Source organism: Nocardia tengchongensis (genome assembly GCF_054781395.1).
The window spans coordinates 26,567-47,175 of the sequence record NZ_BAAGUM010000006.1 but is presented as its reverse complement, the minus strand read 5'-3'; the positions used below and the strand labels follow the sequence as shown (position 1 = coordinate 47,175).

The 20,609-nt window shown below is 66.6% G+C and carries 25 protein-coding genes; 18 read left to right on the top strand and 7 right to left on the bottom strand.

Annotation, left to right across the window (positions count from 1 at the left end; translation table 11 throughout):
• Positions 1-64 precede the first annotated feature (64 nt).
• From ACYVKL_RS11240 to ACYVKL_RS11160, 17 genes are all read left to right on the top strand, one after another.
• Positions 65-268, top strand: a complete 204-nt coding sequence (locus tag ACYVKL_RS11240; RefSeq protein WP_379161834.1) for an excisionase family DNA-binding protein — start codon at positions 65-67, stop codon at positions 266-268.
• A gap of 157 nt (positions 269-425) precedes the next feature.
• Positions 426-656, top strand: a complete 231-nt coding sequence (locus ACYVKL_RS11235) for a hypothetical protein (RefSeq protein ID WP_379161831.1) — start codon at positions 426-428, stop codon at positions 654-656.
• Positions 653-1,423: a hypothetical protein gene (locus tag ACYVKL_RS11230; RefSeq protein WP_379161828.1), complete on the top strand. Its 771-nt coding sequence runs from the start codon at positions 653-655 to the stop codon at positions 1,421-1,423. The genes ACYVKL_RS11235 and ACYVKL_RS11230 overlap by 4 nt, the downstream gene beginning before the upstream one ends.
• Position 1,424: 1 nt before the next feature.
• Complete coding sequence (locus ACYVKL_RS11225; protein ID WP_379161826.1) at positions 1,425-3,497, top strand: hypothetical protein; 2,073 nt, start codon at positions 1,425-1,427, stop codon at positions 3,495-3,497.
• The gene (locus tag ACYVKL_RS11220; RefSeq protein ID WP_379161823.1) at positions 3,494-3,670 is read left to right on the top strand and encodes a hypothetical protein; all 177 of its coding nucleotides are present in this window, start codon (positions 3,494-3,496) and stop codon (positions 3,668-3,670) included. Before ACYVKL_RS11225 ends, ACYVKL_RS11220 begins: the two co-directional genes overlap by 4 nt.
• A complete protein-coding gene (locus ACYVKL_RS11215) occupies positions 3,667-4,542 on the top strand; it encodes a terminase gpP N-terminus-related DNA-binding protein (protein WP_379161821.1) in 876 nt (291 codons plus the stop codon). Before ACYVKL_RS11220 ends, ACYVKL_RS11215 begins: the two co-directional genes overlap by 4 nt.
• Positions 4,539-4,982: a hypothetical protein gene (locus tag ACYVKL_RS11210; RefSeq protein WP_379161818.1), complete on the top strand. Its 444-nt coding sequence runs from the start codon at positions 4,539-4,541 to the stop codon at positions 4,980-4,982. The genes ACYVKL_RS11215 and ACYVKL_RS11210 overlap by 4 nt, the downstream gene beginning before the upstream one ends.
• Before the next feature lie 41 nt (positions 4,983-5,023).
• Positions 5,024-5,932 carry a hypothetical protein gene (locus tag ACYVKL_RS11205; protein WP_379161815.1) on the top strand — a complete coding sequence of 303 codons (909 nt, stop codon included), beginning with the start codon at positions 5,024-5,026 and terminating at the stop codon, positions 5,930-5,932.
• Between the two features lie 171 nt (positions 5,933-6,103).
• Positions 6,104-6,571 carry a single-stranded DNA-binding protein gene (gene ssb / locus ACYVKL_RS11200; RefSeq protein ID WP_379161812.1) on the top strand — a complete coding sequence of 156 codons (468 nt, stop codon included), beginning with the start codon at positions 6,104-6,106 and terminating at the stop codon, positions 6,569-6,571.
• A 2-nt stretch (positions 6,572-6,573) separates the two neighbouring features.
• Positions 6,574-6,909 (top strand): hypothetical protein, encoded by a 336-nt coding sequence (locus tag ACYVKL_RS11195; protein WP_379161809.1) that lies wholly within the window; start codon positions 6,574-6,576, stop codon positions 6,907-6,909.
• Positions 6,910-6,967: 58 nt separating this feature from the next.
• Positions 6,968-7,570 (top strand): hypothetical protein, encoded by a 603-nt coding sequence (locus tag ACYVKL_RS11190; RefSeq protein ID WP_379161806.1) that lies wholly within the window; start codon positions 6,968-6,970, stop codon positions 7,568-7,570.
• The gene (locus ACYVKL_RS11185) at positions 7,570-7,965 is read left to right on the top strand and encodes a hypothetical protein (protein ID WP_379161803.1); all 396 of its coding nucleotides are present in this window, start codon (positions 7,570-7,572) and stop codon (positions 7,963-7,965) included. The genes ACYVKL_RS11190 and ACYVKL_RS11185 overlap by 1 nt, the downstream gene beginning before the upstream one ends.
• Entirely contained in the window at positions 7,965-8,174 is a 210-nt protein-coding gene (locus tag ACYVKL_RS11180) for a hypothetical protein (protein WP_379161800.1), read from the top strand. Before ACYVKL_RS11185 ends, ACYVKL_RS11180 begins: the two co-directional genes overlap by 1 nt.
• A complete protein-coding gene (locus tag ACYVKL_RS11175) occupies positions 8,174-8,362 on the top strand; it encodes a hypothetical protein (RefSeq protein WP_379161798.1) in 189 nt (62 codons plus the stop codon). The genes ACYVKL_RS11180 and ACYVKL_RS11175 overlap by 1 nt, the downstream gene beginning before the upstream one ends.
• The gene (locus ACYVKL_RS11170) at positions 8,359-8,541 is read left to right on the top strand and encodes a hypothetical protein (RefSeq protein WP_379161796.1); all 183 of its coding nucleotides are present in this window, start codon (positions 8,359-8,361) and stop codon (positions 8,539-8,541) included. The genes ACYVKL_RS11175 and ACYVKL_RS11170 overlap by 4 nt, the downstream gene beginning before the upstream one ends.
• Before the next feature lie 163 nt (positions 8,542-8,704).
• Positions 8,705-8,911, top strand: coding sequence for a hypothetical protein (locus tag ACYVKL_RS11165; protein ID WP_379161794.1), 207 nt, complete (start codon positions 8,705-8,707; stop codon positions 8,909-8,911).
• Positions 8,912-9,064: 153 nt separating this feature from the next.
• Positions 9,065-9,613 (top strand): LLM class flavin-dependent oxidoreductase, encoded by a 549-nt coding sequence (locus ACYVKL_RS11160; RefSeq protein ID WP_379161792.1) that lies wholly within the window; start codon positions 9,065-9,067, stop codon positions 9,611-9,613.
• A 592-nt stretch (positions 9,614-10,205) separates the two neighbouring features.
• Here the strand turns inward: ACYVKL_RS11160 and ACYVKL_RS11155 are convergent.
• On the bottom strand, positions 10,206-12,344 hold the full coding sequence (locus tag ACYVKL_RS11155) for a KAP family P-loop NTPase fold protein (protein ID WP_379161789.1): 2,139 nt from the start codon (positions 12,342-12,344) through the stop codon (positions 10,206-10,208).
• Between the two features lie 75 nt (positions 12,345-12,419).
• On the opposite strand from ACYVKL_RS11155, the gene ACYVKL_RS11150 reads away from it, so the two are divergent.
• On the top strand, positions 12,420-12,701 hold the full coding sequence (locus tag ACYVKL_RS11150; RefSeq protein WP_379161786.1) for a hypothetical protein: 282 nt from the start codon (positions 12,420-12,422) through the stop codon (positions 12,699-12,701).
• Between the two features lie 383 nt (positions 12,702-13,084).
• On the opposite strand, the gene ACYVKL_RS11145 is transcribed toward ACYVKL_RS11150, so the two are convergent.
• The 6 genes from ACYVKL_RS11145 to ACYVKL_RS11120 all read right to left on the bottom strand — a co-directional run bounded on the left by ACYVKL_RS11145 (position 13,085) and on the right by ACYVKL_RS11120 (position 20,584).
• On the bottom strand, positions 13,085-13,987 hold the full coding sequence (locus ACYVKL_RS11145; protein ID WP_379161783.1) for an SDR family oxidoreductase: 903 nt from the start codon (positions 13,985-13,987) through the stop codon (positions 13,085-13,087).
• A gap of 2 nt (positions 13,988-13,989) precedes the next feature.
• The gene (locus ACYVKL_RS11140) at positions 13,990-15,384 is read right to left on the bottom strand and encodes a wax ester/triacylglycerol synthase family O-acyltransferase (RefSeq protein WP_379161779.1); all 1,395 of its coding nucleotides are present in this window, start codon (positions 15,382-15,384) and stop codon (positions 13,990-13,992) included.
• A gap of 124 nt (positions 15,385-15,508) precedes the next feature.
• Positions 15,509-15,946: an SRPBCC family protein gene (locus tag ACYVKL_RS11135; RefSeq protein ID WP_379161776.1), complete on the bottom strand. Its 438-nt coding sequence runs from the start codon at positions 15,944-15,946 to the stop codon at positions 15,509-15,511.
• Complete coding sequence (locus ACYVKL_RS11130; RefSeq protein ID WP_379161773.1) at positions 15,943-17,445, bottom strand: flavin-containing monooxygenase; 1,503 nt, start codon at positions 17,443-17,445, stop codon at positions 15,943-15,945. The genes ACYVKL_RS11135 and ACYVKL_RS11130 overlap by 4 nt, the downstream gene beginning before the upstream one ends.
• Positions 17,442-19,085, bottom strand: coding sequence for an AMP-binding protein (locus ACYVKL_RS11125; RefSeq protein ID WP_379161770.1), 1,644 nt, complete (start codon positions 19,083-19,085; stop codon positions 17,442-17,444). Before ACYVKL_RS11125 ends, ACYVKL_RS11130 begins: the two co-directional genes overlap by 4 nt.
• Positions 19,082-20,584, bottom strand: coding sequence for an aldehyde dehydrogenase family protein (locus tag ACYVKL_RS11120; RefSeq protein WP_379161767.1), 1,503 nt, complete (start codon positions 20,582-20,584; stop codon positions 19,082-19,084). Before ACYVKL_RS11120 ends, ACYVKL_RS11125 begins: the two co-directional genes overlap by 4 nt.
• Between the last annotated feature and the right edge of the window lie 25 nt (positions 20,585-20,609).

Genomic DNA, 20,609 nt, shown 5'->3' with positions numbered 1-20,609 from the left:
CAAGGCATTTCACGCCATGCCCGTCGAAGGAGGCACATTCATGACACAGCGACAATCCGGGGACATGAGGGCCCCGACCGGCCAGTTGATCAGTCTGCGCGAGGCCGCCGCGCTGGCGAAGGTGGACATCAAGACGATCCGGCGATGGATCGACGGTGGTCATCTCGCGGCGTACAGGATGGGACCGAGGCTGCTCCGCGTCGAACGCAGTGAGCTGCTGGCGGTGGCCAAGCCGGTTCCGATCAGTTTCTCGGACGGTGCGGCATGATTCGGGTTTCCTTCCTGCTGTTGTTTTTCGTGTTGGCGCTCGGGGTCTTTGTGCCTCAGGTGGCCATCCTGCTCTTGGTCGGGGTGTTCCTGGTCGGTGTGGTCGGAGTCGTCTGGTCCTCTCGGGGCCCGTTCGGTCGGCGGCGGGGTGGTCGGCGATGAACGACTACTTGATGACCGGATACCGCGGCCGGCCGACGGTGTCTCCGCTTGGCTTCGCGATCCTGGTCCTGCTGGGCTTCGTCTTCGCCGCAGGTTTGTACCTGGGCGTGCTGTTGTTCGGTTCCCGGGAGGGCCTGCCGTCCACGGTGGTGACCTGCCCCGCGCCGGGGACAGCGCAGGTGGCGGCGTGGCCGCGGGAGTGCCCGCGTGAGGCTGTGGCGCGATGAGTGAGCCGCAGATTCGGTTGCAGGCGTGGGAGACCCGTCTGGAGGAGTTCGTTGCCCAGCAGTACGGCTTGTCGTTCGACACGGTGGGCCGGGCGATGGGCCGGGGCCCGCGGGCGGCGTCGGATTTCGCGCGCCGGTTGAAGAAGCTCGGACACGCCGAGGTGGCCCGGGTCGACTACGGGTCGAGCGGCCCCTGGCGGAACTCGTCGACCTTCGACGAGCACGAGACGGCGCCGCACGGCCCGTTGTGGCTATCGCTGACCCGCGCGACCGCATGGAGCTATTTGGAATTCGACCCAGGGGAGTGGACCCCGAAGGCGTCGACAGCCGCGCACCTGACCGCCGTCACGGAGTTGCGGTTGGCGCTGACCGGACTGAATACCGACCCGCGGGTATGGACGAGTGAGCGGCTGTTGCGTCGGCGGCTCCGGGGTGAGTCCGGCCGGCCCGAGGTTCACGTGCATGACGGTTGGTTCCGGGACTTCGCCGATCCGGACAAGGTGTGGGCGGTCGAGGTCGAGTTGTCGCGCAAGTTCGGCGACGGCCGCCTGACGCGGGCGATTTCGGCGGCGTTGGACGCGGCCGACCGCAACGACTTGGCCGGCGTCGTGTACTTCGTGCGCGGCGAGGGCCTGCGGCGCGCGGTAGAGACGGCCGCGACGCGGATTGCGCACAACCGGAACGTCGATCGGCTGCCGAATCTCGAAATCCATGACCTGGACGCCACGATCGCGCGTGGCATGCAGCCCCGAGAGCAGGTGAGCTGAGATGACCGATTGCGTTCCCTTGATCACCCCGCAGGACTGCGGCCCCACCGCGGTCCCGACCCCGGGGCTCACGTCGGCGGCATCCGTGCCCGCGTCACCGCAACAGCTCGTAGTGAGTTCGGTTGCCCCGCAGACACCTTCGCCGGACAGGTTCGAGAATTCGGAGCTGCCGGGCGGCTGGCGGGCCCCGGACTGGCATCTGCACTTCTCCAGCGTCACTGAGGTCCTCGCGTTCCTGGGCACCGTGCTGCTCGGCGTTGGATTCATAGTCGCGGTCGCGGCCACGATGAACTGGTTCGCGAACTGGCGGCGCTGGGACGCCCGCCAGGTCCGCAACTACGCGCTCGGCGCCCTGGTGTTGCCGGTCGGGGCGATGGTGCTCACGAACTCCTGGTTCGCCGCCCCGAACCTGTGGTGGCAGGGCACCCACGTGCTGACGGCGTCGGGTCCGGGTTCGGGTGCGCTGGTGGCGATGACGGCGGGGTGCCTGCCGTTGGCGTGGGGTGTGGCCGCGGTGTATCGGGCGAGGTTCTTGTCCCGACTGGGGACCGAGGGCGTGGACTCGCCATGGAAGACACGGCGGCTCCTGCGCCGTCAACAGCACGGGCAGGCGCGTGCCGCGCGGCGGGCCGCGAAATACGGTGCCCCACTGACCACCGGCTGGCTGAACAACCGCGTAGTTCTCGGGCCGCTGTCCGAGCGTACGGATGCGACGCAGCCGACGACGGTGACGCAGTTAGCTCAGAAGTGGTCGGCGAAGTTGGAGATCCCGATCGAGGGTCTCGGGCACATGATCGTGCTGGGCAAGTCGCAGAAGGCCGGTAAGACGACCATGCAGATCCGCCTCGGCACCGCCCTGTACGAGGCGTACTGGCGGCGCTACGTCCGCACCGGCGAGAAGCGCCCCTTGTTGATCTTCTTGGACTGCAAGGGCGGCAAGCCCGGGTTGGCGACGGGCCGTCAGGTGGTGAAGATCGCGCATCGGCAGGGGGTGCGGCCGGAGCGGATCGCGTTGTGGCCCATCACGAATCGGTTCGATCTGTGGGACATGTCCGTCGAGGATCAGTGCGCCACGTTGGAATCGATGATCAACCCGGTCCAGGCCACCGACGCCGGCGCGGAACACTTCAAACAGAACCGCATCCGCGTGGTGCAACTGGCGGTGACCGCGCCGGGCGGGAAGCCGACCAGCAAGGACGACTTCCAGCAGCGCCTGAGCCTGGAGTGGTTGAAGGACGCCTGGGCCGGGCATGACGCGATCCTGGCCGAGATCGCGGATTTGCAGCAGAACAAGCCGCCCGCGGTCGGGGATGTGGCGGGCAAGTTCCGCAACATCTTCAACGCGATCGGTGAGGGCTTCGACGGCGGCCGCTCGCTCGATTCCTTCGATGTCATCTATGCGACCACTCCGGGCACCGTGCGCGGCGAGTACGCGCGTGCTCAGGTCGCTGCGATCACGACGTTGATTTCGCAGTTCGCGTGTGGGGAGCATGACCGGCAGATCGTGTTGATCGTCGATGAGATGTCGGCGGTGTCGGACAAGACCGGTGGCATCAACCAATTCACCATCGCCGAACGGCTGCTCGGGATGGGCGTGGTCGCGATCTTCTCCGCCCAGAACCAATACGGGCTCGGCCAGACACAGGACGAGCGGCGCCGCCTGATGGAGGCATGCCCGTCCGGGGCCCTGCTGATGGCGCTGGAAGGCGCAGGGAAGGTGTCGGAGGTGTTCGGGACCCGCCCGGTCACCGAGAACTCCCGCCATTCCAAGGGCGGCCGTGTCGGCGATGAGGGGACCCTGGGCAACCGGGAGACCTTCTTCATCGATCCGAACCGGCTCGCCGAGTTCGACCGCGGCGATGTCGTCTGGGTGCACGCGCTCAAAGCCCAATGGGGACACGTGATCCCGGTCGATCTGGACGAGATCGCCGAACTGCCGGCGGACCCGAATCCGGAGCGGTGGGCCGCGAACATGCAGCCGCGGGTGCCGTTGCGGGCGGTGCGGGATCTGGATTCCGGGCGGGCCCGGCGCGCCGATTTCGGGTTCGACGGCGAGGGCGGTGAAGTCGCATGACCGACTACCTGCGCCCGATCACCGCCTACGTGGCCACCCAGAACAGCCACCGCCACAACAACACTGACCGCCCTGACCGGAACACGCAGGCTCGCGTGTCCGGCTCGGACACCGAGGCGGACACCACCGAGGACACCCCGGACAGCGGGGCAGCCAGGGGGTGGACACGATGACCACCCGCACCGATAAGCCACGCGGTCAGCTGGTAGCTCGCACCGGGTTCGTGTTCGGGTCGCTGACCTCGGTGGCCACCAACGTCTTGCACACCTACCTGCCGACCGTCCACATGCCCAACGGGCTGGCGCTAGTCATCGCCGCCCGGCTCGGGGCCGCGATCTGGCCCATCGGCCTGCTGCTGAGCATCGAGGTACTGGCGCGGGTCGCGTGGCGACGGGGCCCCGCCTGGACCGCCGCACGTTTCGGCGGGGCCGGCGCGGTCGCGTTCGGATCCGCGGTGATCTCCTACAGCCACGTCCGAGAAGTCCTGTTGGCCTGGGGATATGGGCACCCAGCGGCAGAATTCGGGCCGCTCACTCTCGACGGCTTGATGGTGGTCTGTGGGTTCGCGTTGCTGTCTCTGACCCCGCCCACGTCCGACACGAACCGGTACAACGACGCGGCGCTTGCCGTACCGCAGTCGTTCCCGGCAGGACGGTCGAAATCCGCAGCGACACGGGAGATTCCGCTCGCCGTCCAGATTGATGCATTGCGCGAGCCGGTCCTCCCGACCTCCGAGGCAATGTCCTCGGTGTCCGGCCACGCGGACTTCATCGCGAGCCCGGACAGCGGGGAGGACAGCGAGGCAGCCATTCGACGTGAGCGTGCCCGTGCACTCCACGGCCAGGGCTGGACGCATGCGCGGATCGCCACCGAGCTCGCGGTCAGCAAACGCACCGTCCGCCGCTACCTGGCCACCGAGGCGGACACCCCCGAGGACACCAGCGCGGCCACCGAGGACCCGACGGCCAGCGCGGTCAGCGACGCGGACTGGCTATCCGGTCTCGAAACCAACCATCACGACAACCATCAAGGAGTTCTGGCATGAGCACGAACAAAGGCATCGATTGGGACGGTGAGCTGCAAGCGCTCATGGAGTCCTCCGGCATCAAACACACCGAACTGACCCGCCCCACCTGGGCGACGCGAGCCCGCCGCAAGGCCCTGGGCGCCCGCCCGCTCCTGGCCGCGATCGCCATCACCAGCCCGCTGATGTGGGCGATCACCACGTCCGGCGCACCGGCCGCGGCCGTCATCCCGCTGCTGGTGTGGCTGGCGGGCTGGGTCGGGTACGGCGCGTGGATCAGCCTGGGCCGCCCCGACACCGCCATCGCTGCCCACGCCATCGCCGACCACGGCGGAATCGCTTTCGCCGCGGTGTCGCGGTTCTGCTTCGCCCATTCCCGACCGGCCCGTGCCCGGTGGCGGGCCTGGCGCGCGGCCGCCGGACGCGACCGCGCAGCCGCCACGGGCGAGGCGACCGCCTGATCACCCAATCACTCACATCCCTGAAAGAGGAAGGAAATCCCATGTCCGGTAACGAAGTTGATGAGCTGGCTCGCAGTTGGCCGCAGCTGTCGGCGCTGATCTTCCAGTTGTTGCAGCGGATCCAACGCGCCACCGCCGATGGATCGATCCGCCTGTCCCGCGCCGACTACAAGCAGTTCGTCACCGAACTGCGCGACGCCCAGAAGACCCTCACCAACGAAATCAACACCACCCAATCCTGGTACCAAGCCCGCACCGAGGACTACCAGCGCGAATCCCGTGCCGCCGAGACCCGTGCTGTGGCCGGCGTTTCGGCCGACGAACGAGCCACTGGCGTGGCCTACCTGTCCGGGTTGCGCGCCAGCATCGAGCACACCATCCACGACACGGTGCTCACCGCCGAACAACGCGGCCAGATCGTGCAAACCCTCGACGACATCGACGGCGATCCGTCGAAGCCGGTCGCCCGCAACGTGTTCGAACCCATCACGGGCGACGCTGCAGTGCGGGCCCGGTTGGCCGCCGCAGCGAGTGAGCAGCGAGTGCGCCAGCACCGCGAACGCCTCACCCACACCGCAGACGCCACCGCCGGGCAGCCGACCAGCGCCGAGATCGCGCAGCTGCGGCAAGACAACGCCCGCCGTTTCGATGACCTCGCCGGGCGGCTGGAGCGCCTCGAAGGCGAGATCAGCCAGCTACGACCCGAACAGACTGAAACTGTGGCGACCAACGGCTATGGCGCGTTCCCCGGGACCCGCAAGCCCCGCGCCAGCGCCGGGCAGCGGCAGGAACAACACCCCGAAGCCGACCAGGCTCACGGCCCGGCGATGACCCCGCAGGCCACCGCCGAGCCCGAGCAGAACTCCCCGGCGCCGCGGCCCGCCACCGAACAGCCCCGCTCGGAGGCTGCGTGGGCGGAGTGGGCCGCGCGTATGCAGGCCGAGGCGTAGGAGAACCTCTGTGCCCCAAGGGTTTTTAACAACAACACAGAATTGGAGGAACCGCTATACGACAGCTGAACCGCCCGTGATGCCCCGGCATCACATCCCTGAGACTTGGACAACCTCACCGAACACTGTTTCGGAATTTGAATTATTTCAACAACTTTCAGGAGTTATGACATGTCCGGAGAGACGACTCTCACCATCATTGGCAACCTGACCGCCGACCCGAGTATCCGTTTCATGAACGACACGGGTCACGCGGTGGTCAACTTCACGGTCGCTTCCACCCCGCGGGAATTCGATGCGAAATCCAAGCAGTGGAAGGACGGGCGAGCGCTGTTCCTGCGCTGCACCCAGTGGCGCGAGGCCGGCGAGCACGTCGCTGATTCCCTGTCCAAGGGGGATCGGGTGATCGTGGTCGGGAAGCTGTCCCAGCGCGAGTACACCGACCGCGACGGCGTCAAGCGCACCGTCATGGAGTTGGTGGCCGACGAGGTGGGGACGTCGCTGAAATACGCGGTGGCCAGACCGGTCCGGTCCAAGAACCGCAATGGCGGGCGACCAAATCCGAAGGACGGAAACGCTCCCGGTGTCAGCGATGACCCTTTCAGCGATTTCCAGCCGAGCGCGGATGAGGTGGCCTGATCATGGCGTGCGCACTGAGCCGGGCCGAGGAGCCCAACGGCAAGAAGTCGACCCAGCACTGGCACCAACTGCCCACCAACGTGGTGCTGGACCTGGGCGAGTCCGACCCCGCGGTCGTCCTCGCGTGGCAGCCCGACGCCGAGACCGGGGTGCAGGCGTACCTCAGCCTCGTCGAGGCCGCCGCGCTGGCCGAGGCGCTGATCACGACGCTGGAGCACTGCGAGTCGTTCACCAGCAACGACGGTCAGGACTCGGTGCCGGATTGGGTGCATGACCCGGCCTCGAACGGGATCCCGCGCTACTTCGGTCCTGACGCGCGGCCGCTGGAGGAGTTCTGATGGCCTCCCTCCTGTGCCACAACGCCATTCACCACAACACCCAGAAAGGAATCTGATCATGGCGTACCTGGGGACCGCGGCACACGCCTGTGCGGACGGGTCCGGTTTCGGCGGCCGCGGAGCGATCGAATTGCATTGGCACAACATGCCGGATGCCACGGTCGAGCCGCTGTCGGCTGACGACTGCCGCGGAGACATCCGGATCCGCTGGCGGTTCGACGCCACCATCGAGGGAATGTTCGCCAACCTCACGGTCAACGAAGCCCGCACCCTGCGGGACAACCTGACCGCGGCGATCGCGACCTTCGAAGGGATCACCACTGCCGGCGACATCGACAGCGAGGTTGACAACACGGTGCCCGTCAACGTGGACGGCACCGTGCTGACGTCGCCGGAGAATCCGGTGCACTGCTACCGGTGTGGTGGACGGATCGCATTGGTGTCCAACAGGAATGACTACTGGTGGACCCACGAACCGTATTCCATCAACGACCATGAACCCGTCCTCGCCGAACCGATCCCGTGCGGTCACTGCGGTGCGGCGATCAACATGGTCGACGACGGAATCGCGGTCTACTGGGTCCACGAGGTCGATCCCATCGACAGCCACACCGCCCGCCCTGTGCCCGCTGCGGCGCCGGAGATCGGGGAGGTGGCGTGATGGGACGCAGTACCCTCGCCGCGCGAGCCGACCGCTTCGGGCGGCTGATGGTGGCTATGCAGCCGGGCGCGCAGTTCCGGTTCACGTTCCTCTACGCCCTGGGCGGTGAGTATCGGTCGGTGACGGCCGAACTGACCCGCTCGGGTCTGGTGGAACTGATGGCCGCGGTCACCGACGCCCTCCAGGATGGCACTCCCGTCGTCGACAGCGAACCCGCTGTCGCGGACGCGAAAAGCCATTCCGTGTGGGTGGCCGAGCTGATCAAGGAGCGCGACGAACTGAAGGACTACTGCAAGGAACTGCTCGATCAGGTGCAGTGCCTGCAGTGGGATCTCGGTGCGCTCCAGGCCCAGCACAACCAGTGCCCGGAACGGTCGACGGCCGGGAGCAAGTGATGGACCCGAACACCGCACTCGCCGAGGTTCGGCGGCTGCTCCAGTCCAAAGACGAACTGGGGCTGTGGAAACGGGACTACGACTGCAACGAAGCAGTCCGCATCCTCATTGACCTCGCCGACGGCGTGGCCGCACTGGACCACTCCCTGTCTCAGGGCGGATACCTGCCTCGGGAATGGGAATGGGCCCGGACCGCGGGGAGGGCGTGATGGTCATGATGGCCGAGGTTCACGTCATCGACCGATCAGCGCTGTCCGCGGTGATCGGGGCTGCGCTGGAATACCTGGCCGAGGTCGGGGTAATCGTCGGCGACATCGCTGTTGCGGACGAGCAGATCGTGTCGGCGATCCAGGCCCGGTGGACGGTGTTCACCGACAGCCCGGAGGTACCGGCATGATCGAGTATCTCGACGAAATGTGCTGCGGGAAACCGATGGTGAAGATCCCGGCGCGGCCGGTAGACGCACCGTTCGAGTACCTCATGTACTGCTGCGAATGCGGTCACCACGAGCCCTGGGATGTCGACGAAGACCCCACCGCCACGGGTGACGGTCAACCGCGGGAGGACCGGCCGTGAGCGGCTCGGGATACCAGTGGTGTGGCTGCCGGGACTGTTTCGACATCGTGGTCGGATCGGGAACGGCGCTGATCCTGTGCGGGCTCTGCGAAGAGGCAGGGTGCGAGATTCAGGACGGTGAGTGCCAGCGAGACGACGCCTACGAAGGTTGAGGCATCCGATCATGGCCAAGGCCAAGAAACCGATGAGCCGGCGAACGCAGCTGCGGCTCGGGCGGGAGATCCAGGAACAGTACGACCGGGGTGCCAGCTGGGCCGCGATCACCGTGGACTTCGACCTACCGAAGTACAAGGTGCAGCGGCTGGCCAGAACCTACCGGGAAGACTGCGAGCGGAGAGCCCATCAGAACCAGTTGACCTTGTTCGACTGAACGCTCCGGCCATAACCGAATATTGATCAAGCGGAGTCCGTGCCTGTCATTACCAGGCACGGGCTCCGCCCCATTTTCTACCAGGCCAGGCGGCCATGCCCTTGTCGGGCCACGACGCCGACTGCGCTCGGTCGCGGATTCGGTCAGGCGAGCTTGACCTTGTTCGACGAGAAGGCTGACCTGTTCGCGCGGCTGCGAGACGGCGGACCGGTCACCTGGCAAGGTTCTACCCGTGCCGCACTGACCGATCAGGATGTGGTTCCGCATACCGAATCGCCTCTGCGGACTTGGGTCGGTGTCGGCGGCAGCCCACAATCGGTGATTCGCGCGGCCCGCCACGGGTTCAACCTCATGCTGGCCATCATCGGGGGCCATCCGGCCCGCTTCGCGCCGTTCTCGAAGCTCTATCGGGAAGCCTTGACACGCTTCGATCGTGAGCAGCTGCCCATCGGGGTGCACGGTCCCGGACATGTGGCCGCCACCGACGAGGTGGCCTTCGACGAATTCCTCCCCAGGTACCAGGCCATGCTCCGCACTGTCGGTCCCGCGCGGGGATTTCGGGTGCCGACCGCGGAGCAGGTCCGGCGCGAGGTCAGCCCGGATGGAGCCCTCTACGTCGGTTCTCCCGACACCGTCGCCCGCAAGATCGCGGCCAACCTGCGCACCCTCGACGCGACCCGCTTCAACCTGATTCCCTGTTAAGTCAGCGTGTTGGATATCTACAAGAACCCGCATCCCCAATCTGCCCTACCTGGTTGGTGCTGGACTCTCTCATGGCCGATCACGGTCCAGCACCCCGACGCCGTCGAAAACCTACTATGTCTCCGCGATCAGCTCGTTGCGTGGCGAGATCCTGTATCGGTCGGCGATCCTGCTGTTCAACACTCGCGGCACATCGGTTGGTGAACCACCTCTCCGAAGTTTCAGGGCTCGGCTACTGGGGCAGCGCTGCCCTCATCGCGGCCGTACTCGCCGCGCGCTACTTCACTCGTATGTCCAGTGTCCAGTTGTTCCGGATCGCATTTGTCGTCACCTGCCCTTTGGATGCAACGGTCGGCGACCTGCTGTCGAAGTCACATGACTAGGGCGCGTTGCGGTTCGGTACCTGGGGTACAAGCGCGGTACTGCTGCTTGGTTTGACAGTTGGCGTCGCCGTTCATCGCAGTCGGCGGCGCACTCATCCTGTTGATGACTTGGCGGGCACCGGGCACGGTTCCTGGCCGGGATACGGCTATGGCACCCGTCTCGACTAGCCGATCAGCGTTCTAGCGCTGTGTTGCTGTTGGGCCGAAGATCATGCTTGCGGCGTGTGCTCCGCGAGAGCACGGGCAAGGACAGTCTCAGCGACACGGATCCGGTTGTCCAGGCTGACATCGCGCCGATCGATCTGTGCGGTGATGTCGAAATCGTGGTCCCGGCTGGGCCAGAGCGACGGGTCGATGAGCTCTGCGAAGTCGTCGAAGTAGAACTGTCCCAGCCGGGCCCCGTCATCGGAGAGCAGCACACCCGTGAATCGGCCCGCGATCGCAATCAGGTCGCTCCAAGTGTTGACCGCGCGCTGGGCGAATTCCCCTAGCCGGGTGCGGGTTTCGGAATCCATCAGCCTGATGTGGAACAGAATTCCGCCAATCCCGGCAGGCAAGTCTTCGTCCAGGTCGCGCACGCACGCTTGATACTGCCGTTCGCGATGGTTCGCCAGCGCGGCCGCTCGGCGGGCACGATCGCATTCGCCTCGAGCCCAGGATTCGATGCCGTCCTCGATCGAACCGATCACCATGGTTGTCAGAGGAAGTTCGAACTCGTCGTTGTACTTGTCGATGATGGAGCGGGCCATGTCATCGTCGAAGGCACGTTCGATGCCAATCGCGAGAAGATCACCGACCAGTCGCGCCGGCGGCGTGTTGACCGGGGAGCGATCAGAGGACAGACCCAATTCGGCGGTCAACCACAGAGCTCCCGCGAGTGCCGTTTCCGCGGTGAACCCTGCCCTGTTCACCACCATGTGCGCGATCTTGAGTGCCCGACGCGACCGGTAGTCGCCAAGTGCGGAGCGGAATTCGTTGTCAGCAGGCAGCGATTCACCTCTGGCCAGCTGTGTCAGACCGTCGAGTACAGCGGTGTCGCTGATGTCACCGACGGTGACGCCGAAGGCGAAGTAGCGGTCGAAATAGTCGCGTTCGCAGACCCGCCGATGATCGAGGTGGCGGCTGTCGTCCGAAAAGGGGCTGCTGGCGTCGGCCATGACGGGAAACAAGAAACGCAGCAGTGCCAACAGCTGTGTCCTCGTATCCTCAGTGCTGGTGTCCGGCAACACGTTTGCGAACCGGGTTGCCCAATCGACCTGCTGGCGTTCGGTGTTCGTGAAGATGACGTGGTGAACCGGCCGGGTCAGATCGACACGCCAAGCGGGCAACCGCCGATACAGGGCCGGATAGCTGACCCTCAGGAATGTCAACAGCAGCAGATCCAGGAAGTTGACGTTGTCGGGCCCGACGATCGTCAATGTCACATCGAACTGATGTACCAGCCGATGTATCGAACGCAACGTAACCAGGTCCGACTCCGGCACCTCGTCCAGAAATGCCTGAACCACGGGCAAGTTGTCGACGGTCAAGGACTCCACGTCGATTCCTGACCGCCGAGCAACCTCGCTGATCGCGACTTCCAACTCCCGGTACCGATGAAACATCTGTAGCGGCGGCAGCTCGAAGGGGTACTGGACGATCTTCTCGATGTACTCGAATGCCCGCTGCGGTTTGCCGCCCGCCACAGAGGTCGTCGACAGCACATCGCTGATGGTGCTGTGGTCATAGGCCAGCAGATAGTGGATCCCGGGAAAGCTGCCTAGCAGGCGGACAGCCTTGAGCACCGTCAGGAGTTCATTCGCGTCGAGCCGGTCCAGGTCATCGACGATGACGAGCACTCGGACATTCTCCTTCGCCAGTGCCTCGGAGAACTTCCGGAACTGCTCGTTGAACGAATCTGTGCTGTCGAGCAGATCGCCGAACAGCTGCAGACCGGTCGAGGCCGCGTCACCAGCCACGGGTATGGTCTTCGCCGCGGTCGCAGCCACTGAAAACGTCGGGGACAGAAACTTCTTGGTCTTCTCCCATAGCGTTACCGGGAGAGCTGATTTGATCGTGGCGTAGAAATCGAAGAGCACGCTGTCGGTGTCGGAGGCCGCCCAGGGCGTGAACCATCGGACCTGCCAGGTTTGCGAGCCGTTCTGGATTTGTCGCTCAACGAGTTTCAGCACCGAGGACTTCCCACTGCCCCACGGTCCCGCCAGCCCGAACACCACGCTCGGGCCGCCGCTGGCCGCTTCGATCCTCCGTGCCAGTTGTATAGCGAACTCGGTTCGCCGCAACCGATCCTGAGCCGGATCACTGATCGGACTGTCGGTGTATGTGGTCGCGGGGTCGGGTGCCAGCATGTCGACAGCACATCACATCCGACCGACATCGGGGTGTGGAAATCGGCGGGCGGGGTCAGTGGATTCGGCGTAACAATGGCGCTGATCGGGCTGCTGCTGTTCGGGATCAGCTTTGCTGCAGCGAATGACACTGAGCACCCGAAATGTGATGGGCAGTCGATGTCGAGCACCGACAGGTGCCTGTCGTCGCGGTCCGGTGCGCAAAGCCGCGACGACCGCGCATCCGATGCCGCGACAGCCGCCGGGTGGATGCGAACCACCCGGATCGTCCTGCTGGCCAGCGGGCTGATTGTCCTTGCCGGCCGGGCCGCGACAGCCACCTCCAGGCGGTCCGAGCGCACCGACCGAAATAGCTGAATTGCGTTGGGCAACAACGTATCTAGGATCGTTGCGCCAAGATCAGTCTTCGCAATAAGGGGTGGATTATTTTTCTGTTTCGGGCGTGGAAGCTGCTGGTAGCATTCGCGGCGGTTTTCGCGGCGGTTTTCGCGGCGGTTTTCGCGGCGGTTTTCGCGGCGGGTCTCGTCGGTGAGGCGACGGCGGCGTGGCTCGGTCTCACCGTCTTTTTTTTGGGTGCTGATCGGTGGAATCATCGTCGGGAACAAGGTCTTTCGCCGCAACCTCTGAGGTAACCCGTTCCAGGTCCGTCCCACCGCTCTGTGGGCGTGCCGGAATCGTGAGGGCGGTGTGGTCGCCTCCTTGCCAGTTCACTGTGTGTTCTGCTGAGCCTGTTCCGGGTTCTACCTGCTGGGATGATTCGCCGCGGCGTCCTGCTGGGCCTGGGCTGGGTTGATCCGTCCTTGGTAGTCCCGGCGCGCCAGTTGGTCGGCGTTGCAGGCGTTTTCGCCTCCGAGGAGGAGGTTCAGTGCTTCGCCGACTCCGCGTGGCAGGAAGCGCTGCGCGGTCAGGAAGGGTCCGGCGATTTTGGGGACATATACGCGCGGGGCCGACACATCGCGCTCGACAGTGCGGACGACCGCGTCTGCGACGGCGTCGGGTGACACCTCCTTGATGAGTGGGATGCGGCGGGTCGTGCCCGGGACGGGAAGGGAGACGGTCGAATCCAGTCCCGCGACGAGTTCGGTGGCGACGCCGCCGGGCAGGATGGTCGAGATGCGGACGTCCGTGTGGCGGTGCTCCAGCCGGACCGCGTCGGTGAAGGTGATGGCGGCTGCCTTGCAGGCGTTGTAGGTGGCGGTGCCGGGCAGGGCGGCCTGGCCCATGACGGAGCAGATGTTGACCACGTGCCCCCGCCCGCGGGGAATCATCAGTTCGAGGGCGCGTTTGGTGCCGGTGATGACGCCGAGGACGTCGGTTTCCAGGGTGCGCCGGGTGAGTTCGTCGGATTCGTCCAGCAGGGCACCGATCGGCATGATCCCGGCGTTGTTGACGAGCACGTCGAGGGGCCCGAGTTCACGGGTCACCGTGTCGAGGAAGGCGCGAAACGATGCCGGATCGGCGACATCCAACCTCGAACTGCACGACAGTCCGAGTTCGGTTGTGGCCGTGTGCAGCTGGGTTTGGTTGAGGGCTCCGATGGCGACCTTCGCGCCGTGGTCTCGGAAGGCTCGGGCGATGGCGTATCCGATGCCGCGGGAGCCGCCGGTCACCGCGACGACGCGTCCGGTCAGGGAGATCGACATGGTCATCCTTCATTGCGGGGCTGGTACAGGTGGCGCAGCTCGGTGAACGACTGGTCGCACAGCTCCGCCAGCCGGTCCACGTCGGGTACTGCGGCCGGGCAGGCGGTGAAGCAGACCTCGAGTCGGGTGCCGTAGGACAGGCACACCACATTGAGTCCCTGGCCGTTGTAGAGCACGGTCATCGCGTGCAGGCTCACCACCTCGGATCCGTTGAGGTACAGCGGATTCGCGGGTCCGGGCACGTTGGAGACCGGAACATTGAACAGCGGGCGGGCACGTCCGCCGAGCCGAAGCAGGTGTTCGAGCAAAATCGGGAGGGTGACCAGCAGCGTGTAGGCGGTGAGCGCGGGACCGCGCAGCCGGGAGAGTCGCGCCTTCACCGCCCGGGTGGCCGCGACGATCGACTCCAGGCGGTGGCCCGGATCGGCGGTGTCGGTGCCGAGGGCAATGCGCGCCCAGGTGATGGCATTGCCGGCGTGCTCGTAGTGGGCGCGGTGCCGGATCGAGATCGGGATATTGGTCACCAGTGGGGTTTTCGGCAGCGCGCAGGATTCCGTGAGATACCCGCGAAGCGCCCCGGAGCAGGCCGCGAGCAGGACATCGTTGATGGTTCCGCCGACGGCCTGGGCCACGGCGCGGAACTCGTCGATCTCGAAAGACCTCGTTGCGATGCGTCGTTCGGCGTCGATCACGGAGTTGAGTGCCGTCCTGGGGCCGGTCCAGGGCCGGGTGGCCGAGCCGGTGGGCGCGACGCGGGCGGCGCGGACCATGGCCGGTATCGATGCGATCAAGTGACCCGCGGACACGATCGGGCCCAGCACGCGCCTCGACCGGCCCGCGGTGGCTTGCCGTGCGGTGCGAGTCGGGCGCACCGACCACACCGGCGGTTTCGCCGTCTCGGCCGGATCTTCGGAGAACCATCGCCGCAGCAGTTCAGCCCCGGTCATCCCGTCGGCGATGGCGTGATGCAGCTTGCCGAACACCGCGAAATTTTCGTCGTCGAAACCCTCGATGACGTGCACGGTCCACAGCGGGGTCGCGCGGTCCAGCGGAATGCCTTGCAGGCGCGAGACGACGTCGAGCAAGCCGTCACCGTCGAGCAGGCTCAGGTAACGCACATGATGGTCGGTGTCGAGTACGTCGACGGATTCCCAGCGTGGCCAGGCGAGCCCGCGTGCGGCCGGTCGCAGCCGGACGTCGTAGGGCGGCGCGGGTGCACGGTGGCTGCGCAGGTTCGCGACGAGCTGGGGTACGAAGTCCTCCTCGCACCCCTCGGGCTTGCGGCAGACGGCAAGCACCGAGGCGTGCATGAGGTTCGAATCGGACTCCAGCCACAGCCAGCCGGCGTCGAACAGGTGCAGCCGGGTGGCGGACGGGTGTGAGCGATGACGTTCCATTCAGTCCCCTCAACTGATTGGTCGACCGATTTACTCGGTCGGATGGACCGCAAGAGCCGGAACGTCGTTGTTCAGCAGTGCTCTGTATGAAATTTGATGTCGGAACAGGACGGTGACGCGGCCGTCAGGGCATGGTCCTCACCTGCCCGGCGCGCCGCGCGGCTGTGCGGAGCAGTGCCCCCAGCAGCAGCCGTGTCAACAGTGCCATAGCGAATTCGACTATCCAGGAACGGTTTTCGCACATCGTCGACCAGGTGACAGCGCTGCGGGAGCCGTCGCCGGTCAGCTGTACCTCGGCACGGTAGTGCCGCAGCGGGATGCCGGACAGGGCCTTGTAGGAAAGCCGGCACTGCGGCTCGTAGCTGGTGATCTCCTCGCGGATGCCGATGCCGGGCAGGCCGATCCGGCGGACGGCGCCGACGCCATTGCGCACGGTCCGGCCCGGCCGCTCCAAGCGCGCGCCGATGCCGGGCAGCCACGTGGACATGCCCTCGTGGTCGGTGAGCACCTCCCAGATCACCGGTACCGGCAGGGTCGTCTCCCGAAACGCGCACACCCTCATGCCCGCACGCTCTCGATCGCTTTGTCGCCGACGTGGTAGGCGGCCAGATCGACCTGGGCGGTGGCGCGGGCGTAGGCGATGTGGGAGCCGGGCCAGACTGCGACGACCTTGCCGGCTTCGGTGTGGTACCAGCCGGGGCATCCGCTGGTGAACACGGTGCCGGACAGGCGGTGCTGGAGTTCCCGGTTGAAGTTGTCCTGGACCTCGCGGCGCACGTCGAGCCACCGGCCCAGCCGGGCGCTGATTTCGATGGCCTGGCGCGCGTAGCGGGCCTGCTTCTCCAGCAGGAAGATGATCGTGTTGGTGAGGGAGCCGGTGTTCGGGCCGTAGATCATGAACAGATTCGGGTATCCCGACACCGAAATCCCCAAGTACGCTTCGGGGCCCGATTTCCATTCGGTGTGCAGCTTGCGGCCGTCGCGTCCGGTGATGTCGATCGGCGCGAGGTATTCGGTGGCGGTGAACCCGGTGCACCACACGATGACGTCGGCCTCGACGGTCGATCCGTCGGAGAGCACCAGTCCCCAAGGTGTGACGCGCGCAACGGCTTGGGTGTGCACCTCGACGTGAGTTCGGTTCAGCGCCGGGTACCAGTCGTTGGACAGCAGCACCCGGTTGCAGCCGACCTTGTAGTCGGGCGTCACCTTGCGCCGCAGGTCCGGGTCGGAGATCTCGCGGCGAATCTTGAATCGCAGCCAGGCGTGCATGGCCCCGCGCAGCGGGTCGAACCAGTTGTGGATCAGTGGAACCCGCGCCTCGTACCACAGCCATTCTATGTTGTGCTGGGCGCGGGCCAATCCGGGAACGGTGCGCAGCACGCGGCGGATCCACGGCGAGGTCCGGTGATTCCATTTGTTGCCGACCCAGTTGGGCGAGCGCTGAATCACGTGCAGCTCCTCGACCCGGTCGACGATGGCGGGCACCAGCTGCACCGCGCTGGCGCCACTGCCCACGACCGCGACCCGTTTGCCGGTCAGATCCACCGAGTCGTCCCACTCGGCGGAGTGGAACTGCCTGCCCGCGAAGGTATCCACGCCATCCAATGACGGGATCTTCGGGCGGGAAAGCTGCCCGGTGGCGCAGATCAACGCGTCGAACCACTGCTGTTCGCCGCCGGCCAGCGTCACCCGCCACCGCCCGCTGGGCTCGTCGAAGGCGGCGGCGGTCACCTCGCTGTGGGACCGGATCTTGCGCGCCACACCGTATTTGACGGAGCACCGCTCGAGGTAGGCCCGGATCTCGGCCTGCGTGCCGAAGCGTTGCGACCACTCCGTCTCCAGCTCGAACGAGTACGAGTAGGTGGGGGAGGGCACATCGCAGGCCGCGCCCGGATAGTGGTTGGCCCGCCATACTCCGCCGACGCCGTCACCCTTCTCGAAGACGGTGTAGTCGGTGATGCCGTTGCGCTCCAGCTCGATCGCCGCGCCCAGGCCGCCGAAGCCGCACCCGATGATCGCGACGGACGGCGCGGCGCCGGTGGATGATTCGTTGGTATTCATGACAGGTCCAGTTCCTCCAGGATGCGACGTTGCACCTTGCCGGTGGCATTGCGGGGAAGTTCTTCGACGAAGATCACGTCCCGGGGCGTCTTGTAACGCGCCAGGTTCGCCTTCACGTAGGCTTTGACTGCGTCGGCGTCCAGCTCGGTCTCGGAGCCGCGAACGATGATGGCGCGCAACCGTTTTCCGAAGTCGCGGTCCTCGACCCCGACGACCGCGACATCGGTCACCCCGGGCAGCGCGGCGAGCAGGTTCTCGACCTCGAGCGGGTAGACGTTCTCGCCGCCGGACACGATCATGTCGTCGTCGCGCCCGTCGATGTAGAGCAGTCCGTCATCGTCGAAATGTCCGACATCGCCGGTCGACATGAAGCCGTCAATGACACGCTTGTGGCGTCCGTCGGTGTAGCCCTCGAACGGCGCTCCGCTGCGCACGAAGACGCGGCCGATGGTATGCGGGCCGGCGATGCGCCGGTCCGCGTCGTCGAACAGCACTACCTCGGTGGTGATCGGCGCCCGCCCGACGGTGCCGGACGCCACCCGCAGCTCGGCCGGCTGGGCGACGGCCGCGATGGCGACCTCGGTGGAGCCGTACAGGTTGTAGAGCACCTGGCCGAACGCGTCGAGGGTGCGCGTCGCCAGATCCGGTGCCAGCGCGGAACCCGCGACGACGATCGCGCGCAGCGACCGCAGGTCGTACCGGGACAGGGTGTCCGACCCGAGGTCGAGGATGCGGTTGAGCATGGTCGGGACGAGCACCAGCATCTCGGCCCGATGGGCCGCGACCGCCGCCAGGGTGGCCTCGGCGTCGAAGCGTCGCATGGTGATCGCGGTATTGGCCAGCGCGGTGTTCACCGTCCACATGCCGAATCCGGTGCTGTGGAACAGCGGAGGGGCGATGACGGCGCTGCCCCGGCGGGGGAACGGGATCCGGTCCACGAAGGTGGCGCTGAGCAGCGGCGAAACCTTGGTTCGCGGAGCACCTTTCGGCAATCCGGTGGTGCCGCTGGTGAGGATGACGAAGCCACCCGGATGCGGGGGAGGAGGCAGCGGGCGGCGATCGCCGCGGGCGATCAGGTCGTCGATCGTCTCGGACTCGGCCGGGACGTCGTGCCCGTCCTCGACCCAGGTCAGGTACCTCGGCAGCGGCAGTTCCTCGAGCAGGTCGGTGAATTCGCTGTCGTGCAGCACGGCCCGCACCCCCTCGCGGCGCGCCACCTCCAGGAACTGCGGCTTGGCGAAGCCGGTGTTCATCATGGCCAGCCGTAGACCCGCGCGGCCGGCCGCGCTGATGGCCAGCAGCAGTCCGCGGTGATCGCGGGCCAGGACCGCCACCACGGCGCCCGGCTGCAGGCCAGACGCGGCGAGCGCGGAGGCCAGCGCGTTCGACTGTTCGTCGAGCTCACGGTAGGTCAGGGCGCCGCGCTCGTCGACCACGGCCAGCGCTTCGGGGTGTTCGGCCGCCGCCTTCATGATCAGCGACGCCTGCGGGCCGTAGCACCGGTTGGCGGCCGCGAGGCGCCGCAGCCGATCGGGCCGGGTGAGGTCGATGACGCCGGTCCGGTGCAGCAGCGCCGCCGCGGCGACCTTCTCCACCAGCTGCCGAACCGGGGCGGGCACGGTATCGGGGGCGCGGGTCACCAACCCCACCTCCGTCGTCCGGTCGCGGCGAGCGCGCGCATGACCCGCCCGAGCACCACGGCACCGGTTCCGGTGTAGGGGAACCACAACAGGTAGCGCTGATAGGGCAGCGGTGCCCGGGGCGCGGTGACCGTCTGCGGACGGCAGTAGCGGAGCACGGATTCCGCCCCGCCGAAGCGCCCGCCCAGCCCGGACTGCTTCCAGCCGTCCATGGGCGCGGCGAAGAAGAACACATTGGCGTGCGAGTCGTTGATATTGACCGCACCGGCCTCCAGCCGGGCGGCGATCGCGCGGCCGCGCCGCACATCCCGGGTCCAGACGCTCGCCGACAGGCCGTACTGCGACGAATTGGCCAGTGCGATGGCCTCTTCCACGTTCTCCACCGGCATCACCGGGATGAGCGGGCCGAAGGTCTCCTCCCGCACACACGCCATCGTGTGATCGACACCGGTCAGCACCGTCGGCTGCACCCAGCGTGACCCGCGATCGGTGTCGCCGCCGGCGGCGATCCGGGCGCCCGCCGCGGTCGCATCGTCCAGATGCGCACGCACGATATCGAATTGGTCCTCGGTTACCAGCGGCCCGACATCGGCGCCGCGGCGCAGCGAACCGACGTGCGCGGACAACTTGGCCACGAACTCCGGATACACGGCCGACTCCACATACACCCGCTCCACCGACGTGCACATCTGCCCGGCGTTCGCCAGAGCGCCCCAGGCGATGCCATGGGCAGCCAGGTCGAGATCGGCGTCCGCCAGCACGATCGCCGGATCCTTGCCGCCCAGCTCGAGCCCGCACGGGACCAGTCGCTCCGCGCACCGCTTCGCGATCGTCGTCCCGACCTCAGTCGACCCGGTGAACTGGATGAAGTCGGCCTCCTCGACCAACGCCGAGCCACTTGATCCGGGCCCGTGCAGCACCCGGAACACCGGCGGCGCGCCAATCTGCTCCCAGCCCTCGATCGCGGCAATGACACTGTTCGGGGTCGCCGACGCCGGTTTCACGACCACCGTCGCGCCGGCCAGCAGGGCCGGAATCGCGTCGCACAGTGACAATCCCAGCGGGAAATTCCACGGCGTGATCACCGCGACGACCGGGTACGGCCGGTGCGCCACGGTGGTCTTCTTCATCAGGTTCAGCAGATTCGGCGGCGCGGGATGCCCGGTCCGCAACCACTGCCCGGCATGGCGGGCGGAATACTTGACCAGATCGACCGGCACCGTGAACTCGATCCGGGCCTCCACCACGGGTTTCCCGGTGTCGGCGGCGAGCGCGGCCACGATGCGTTCCTGGTTGTCGAGCAGCCAGTCGGCCCACCGGCGCAGCCAGCGGGCCCGGGCCTCGACGCCCAGGTTCTCCCAAGCCGGTTGTGCGGCACGAAGTTCCGACACCAGCTTCGGGACGTCGGCAACGTCGGATGTCACGATTGCACCGCCTTCGGTCGTGCCACGCGGTTGCGATGTCTCGTCATTGAGTCCTCCAGTGGAAAGGCGGCGCACTGAGAATCAGGCTAGGAATTCCGCC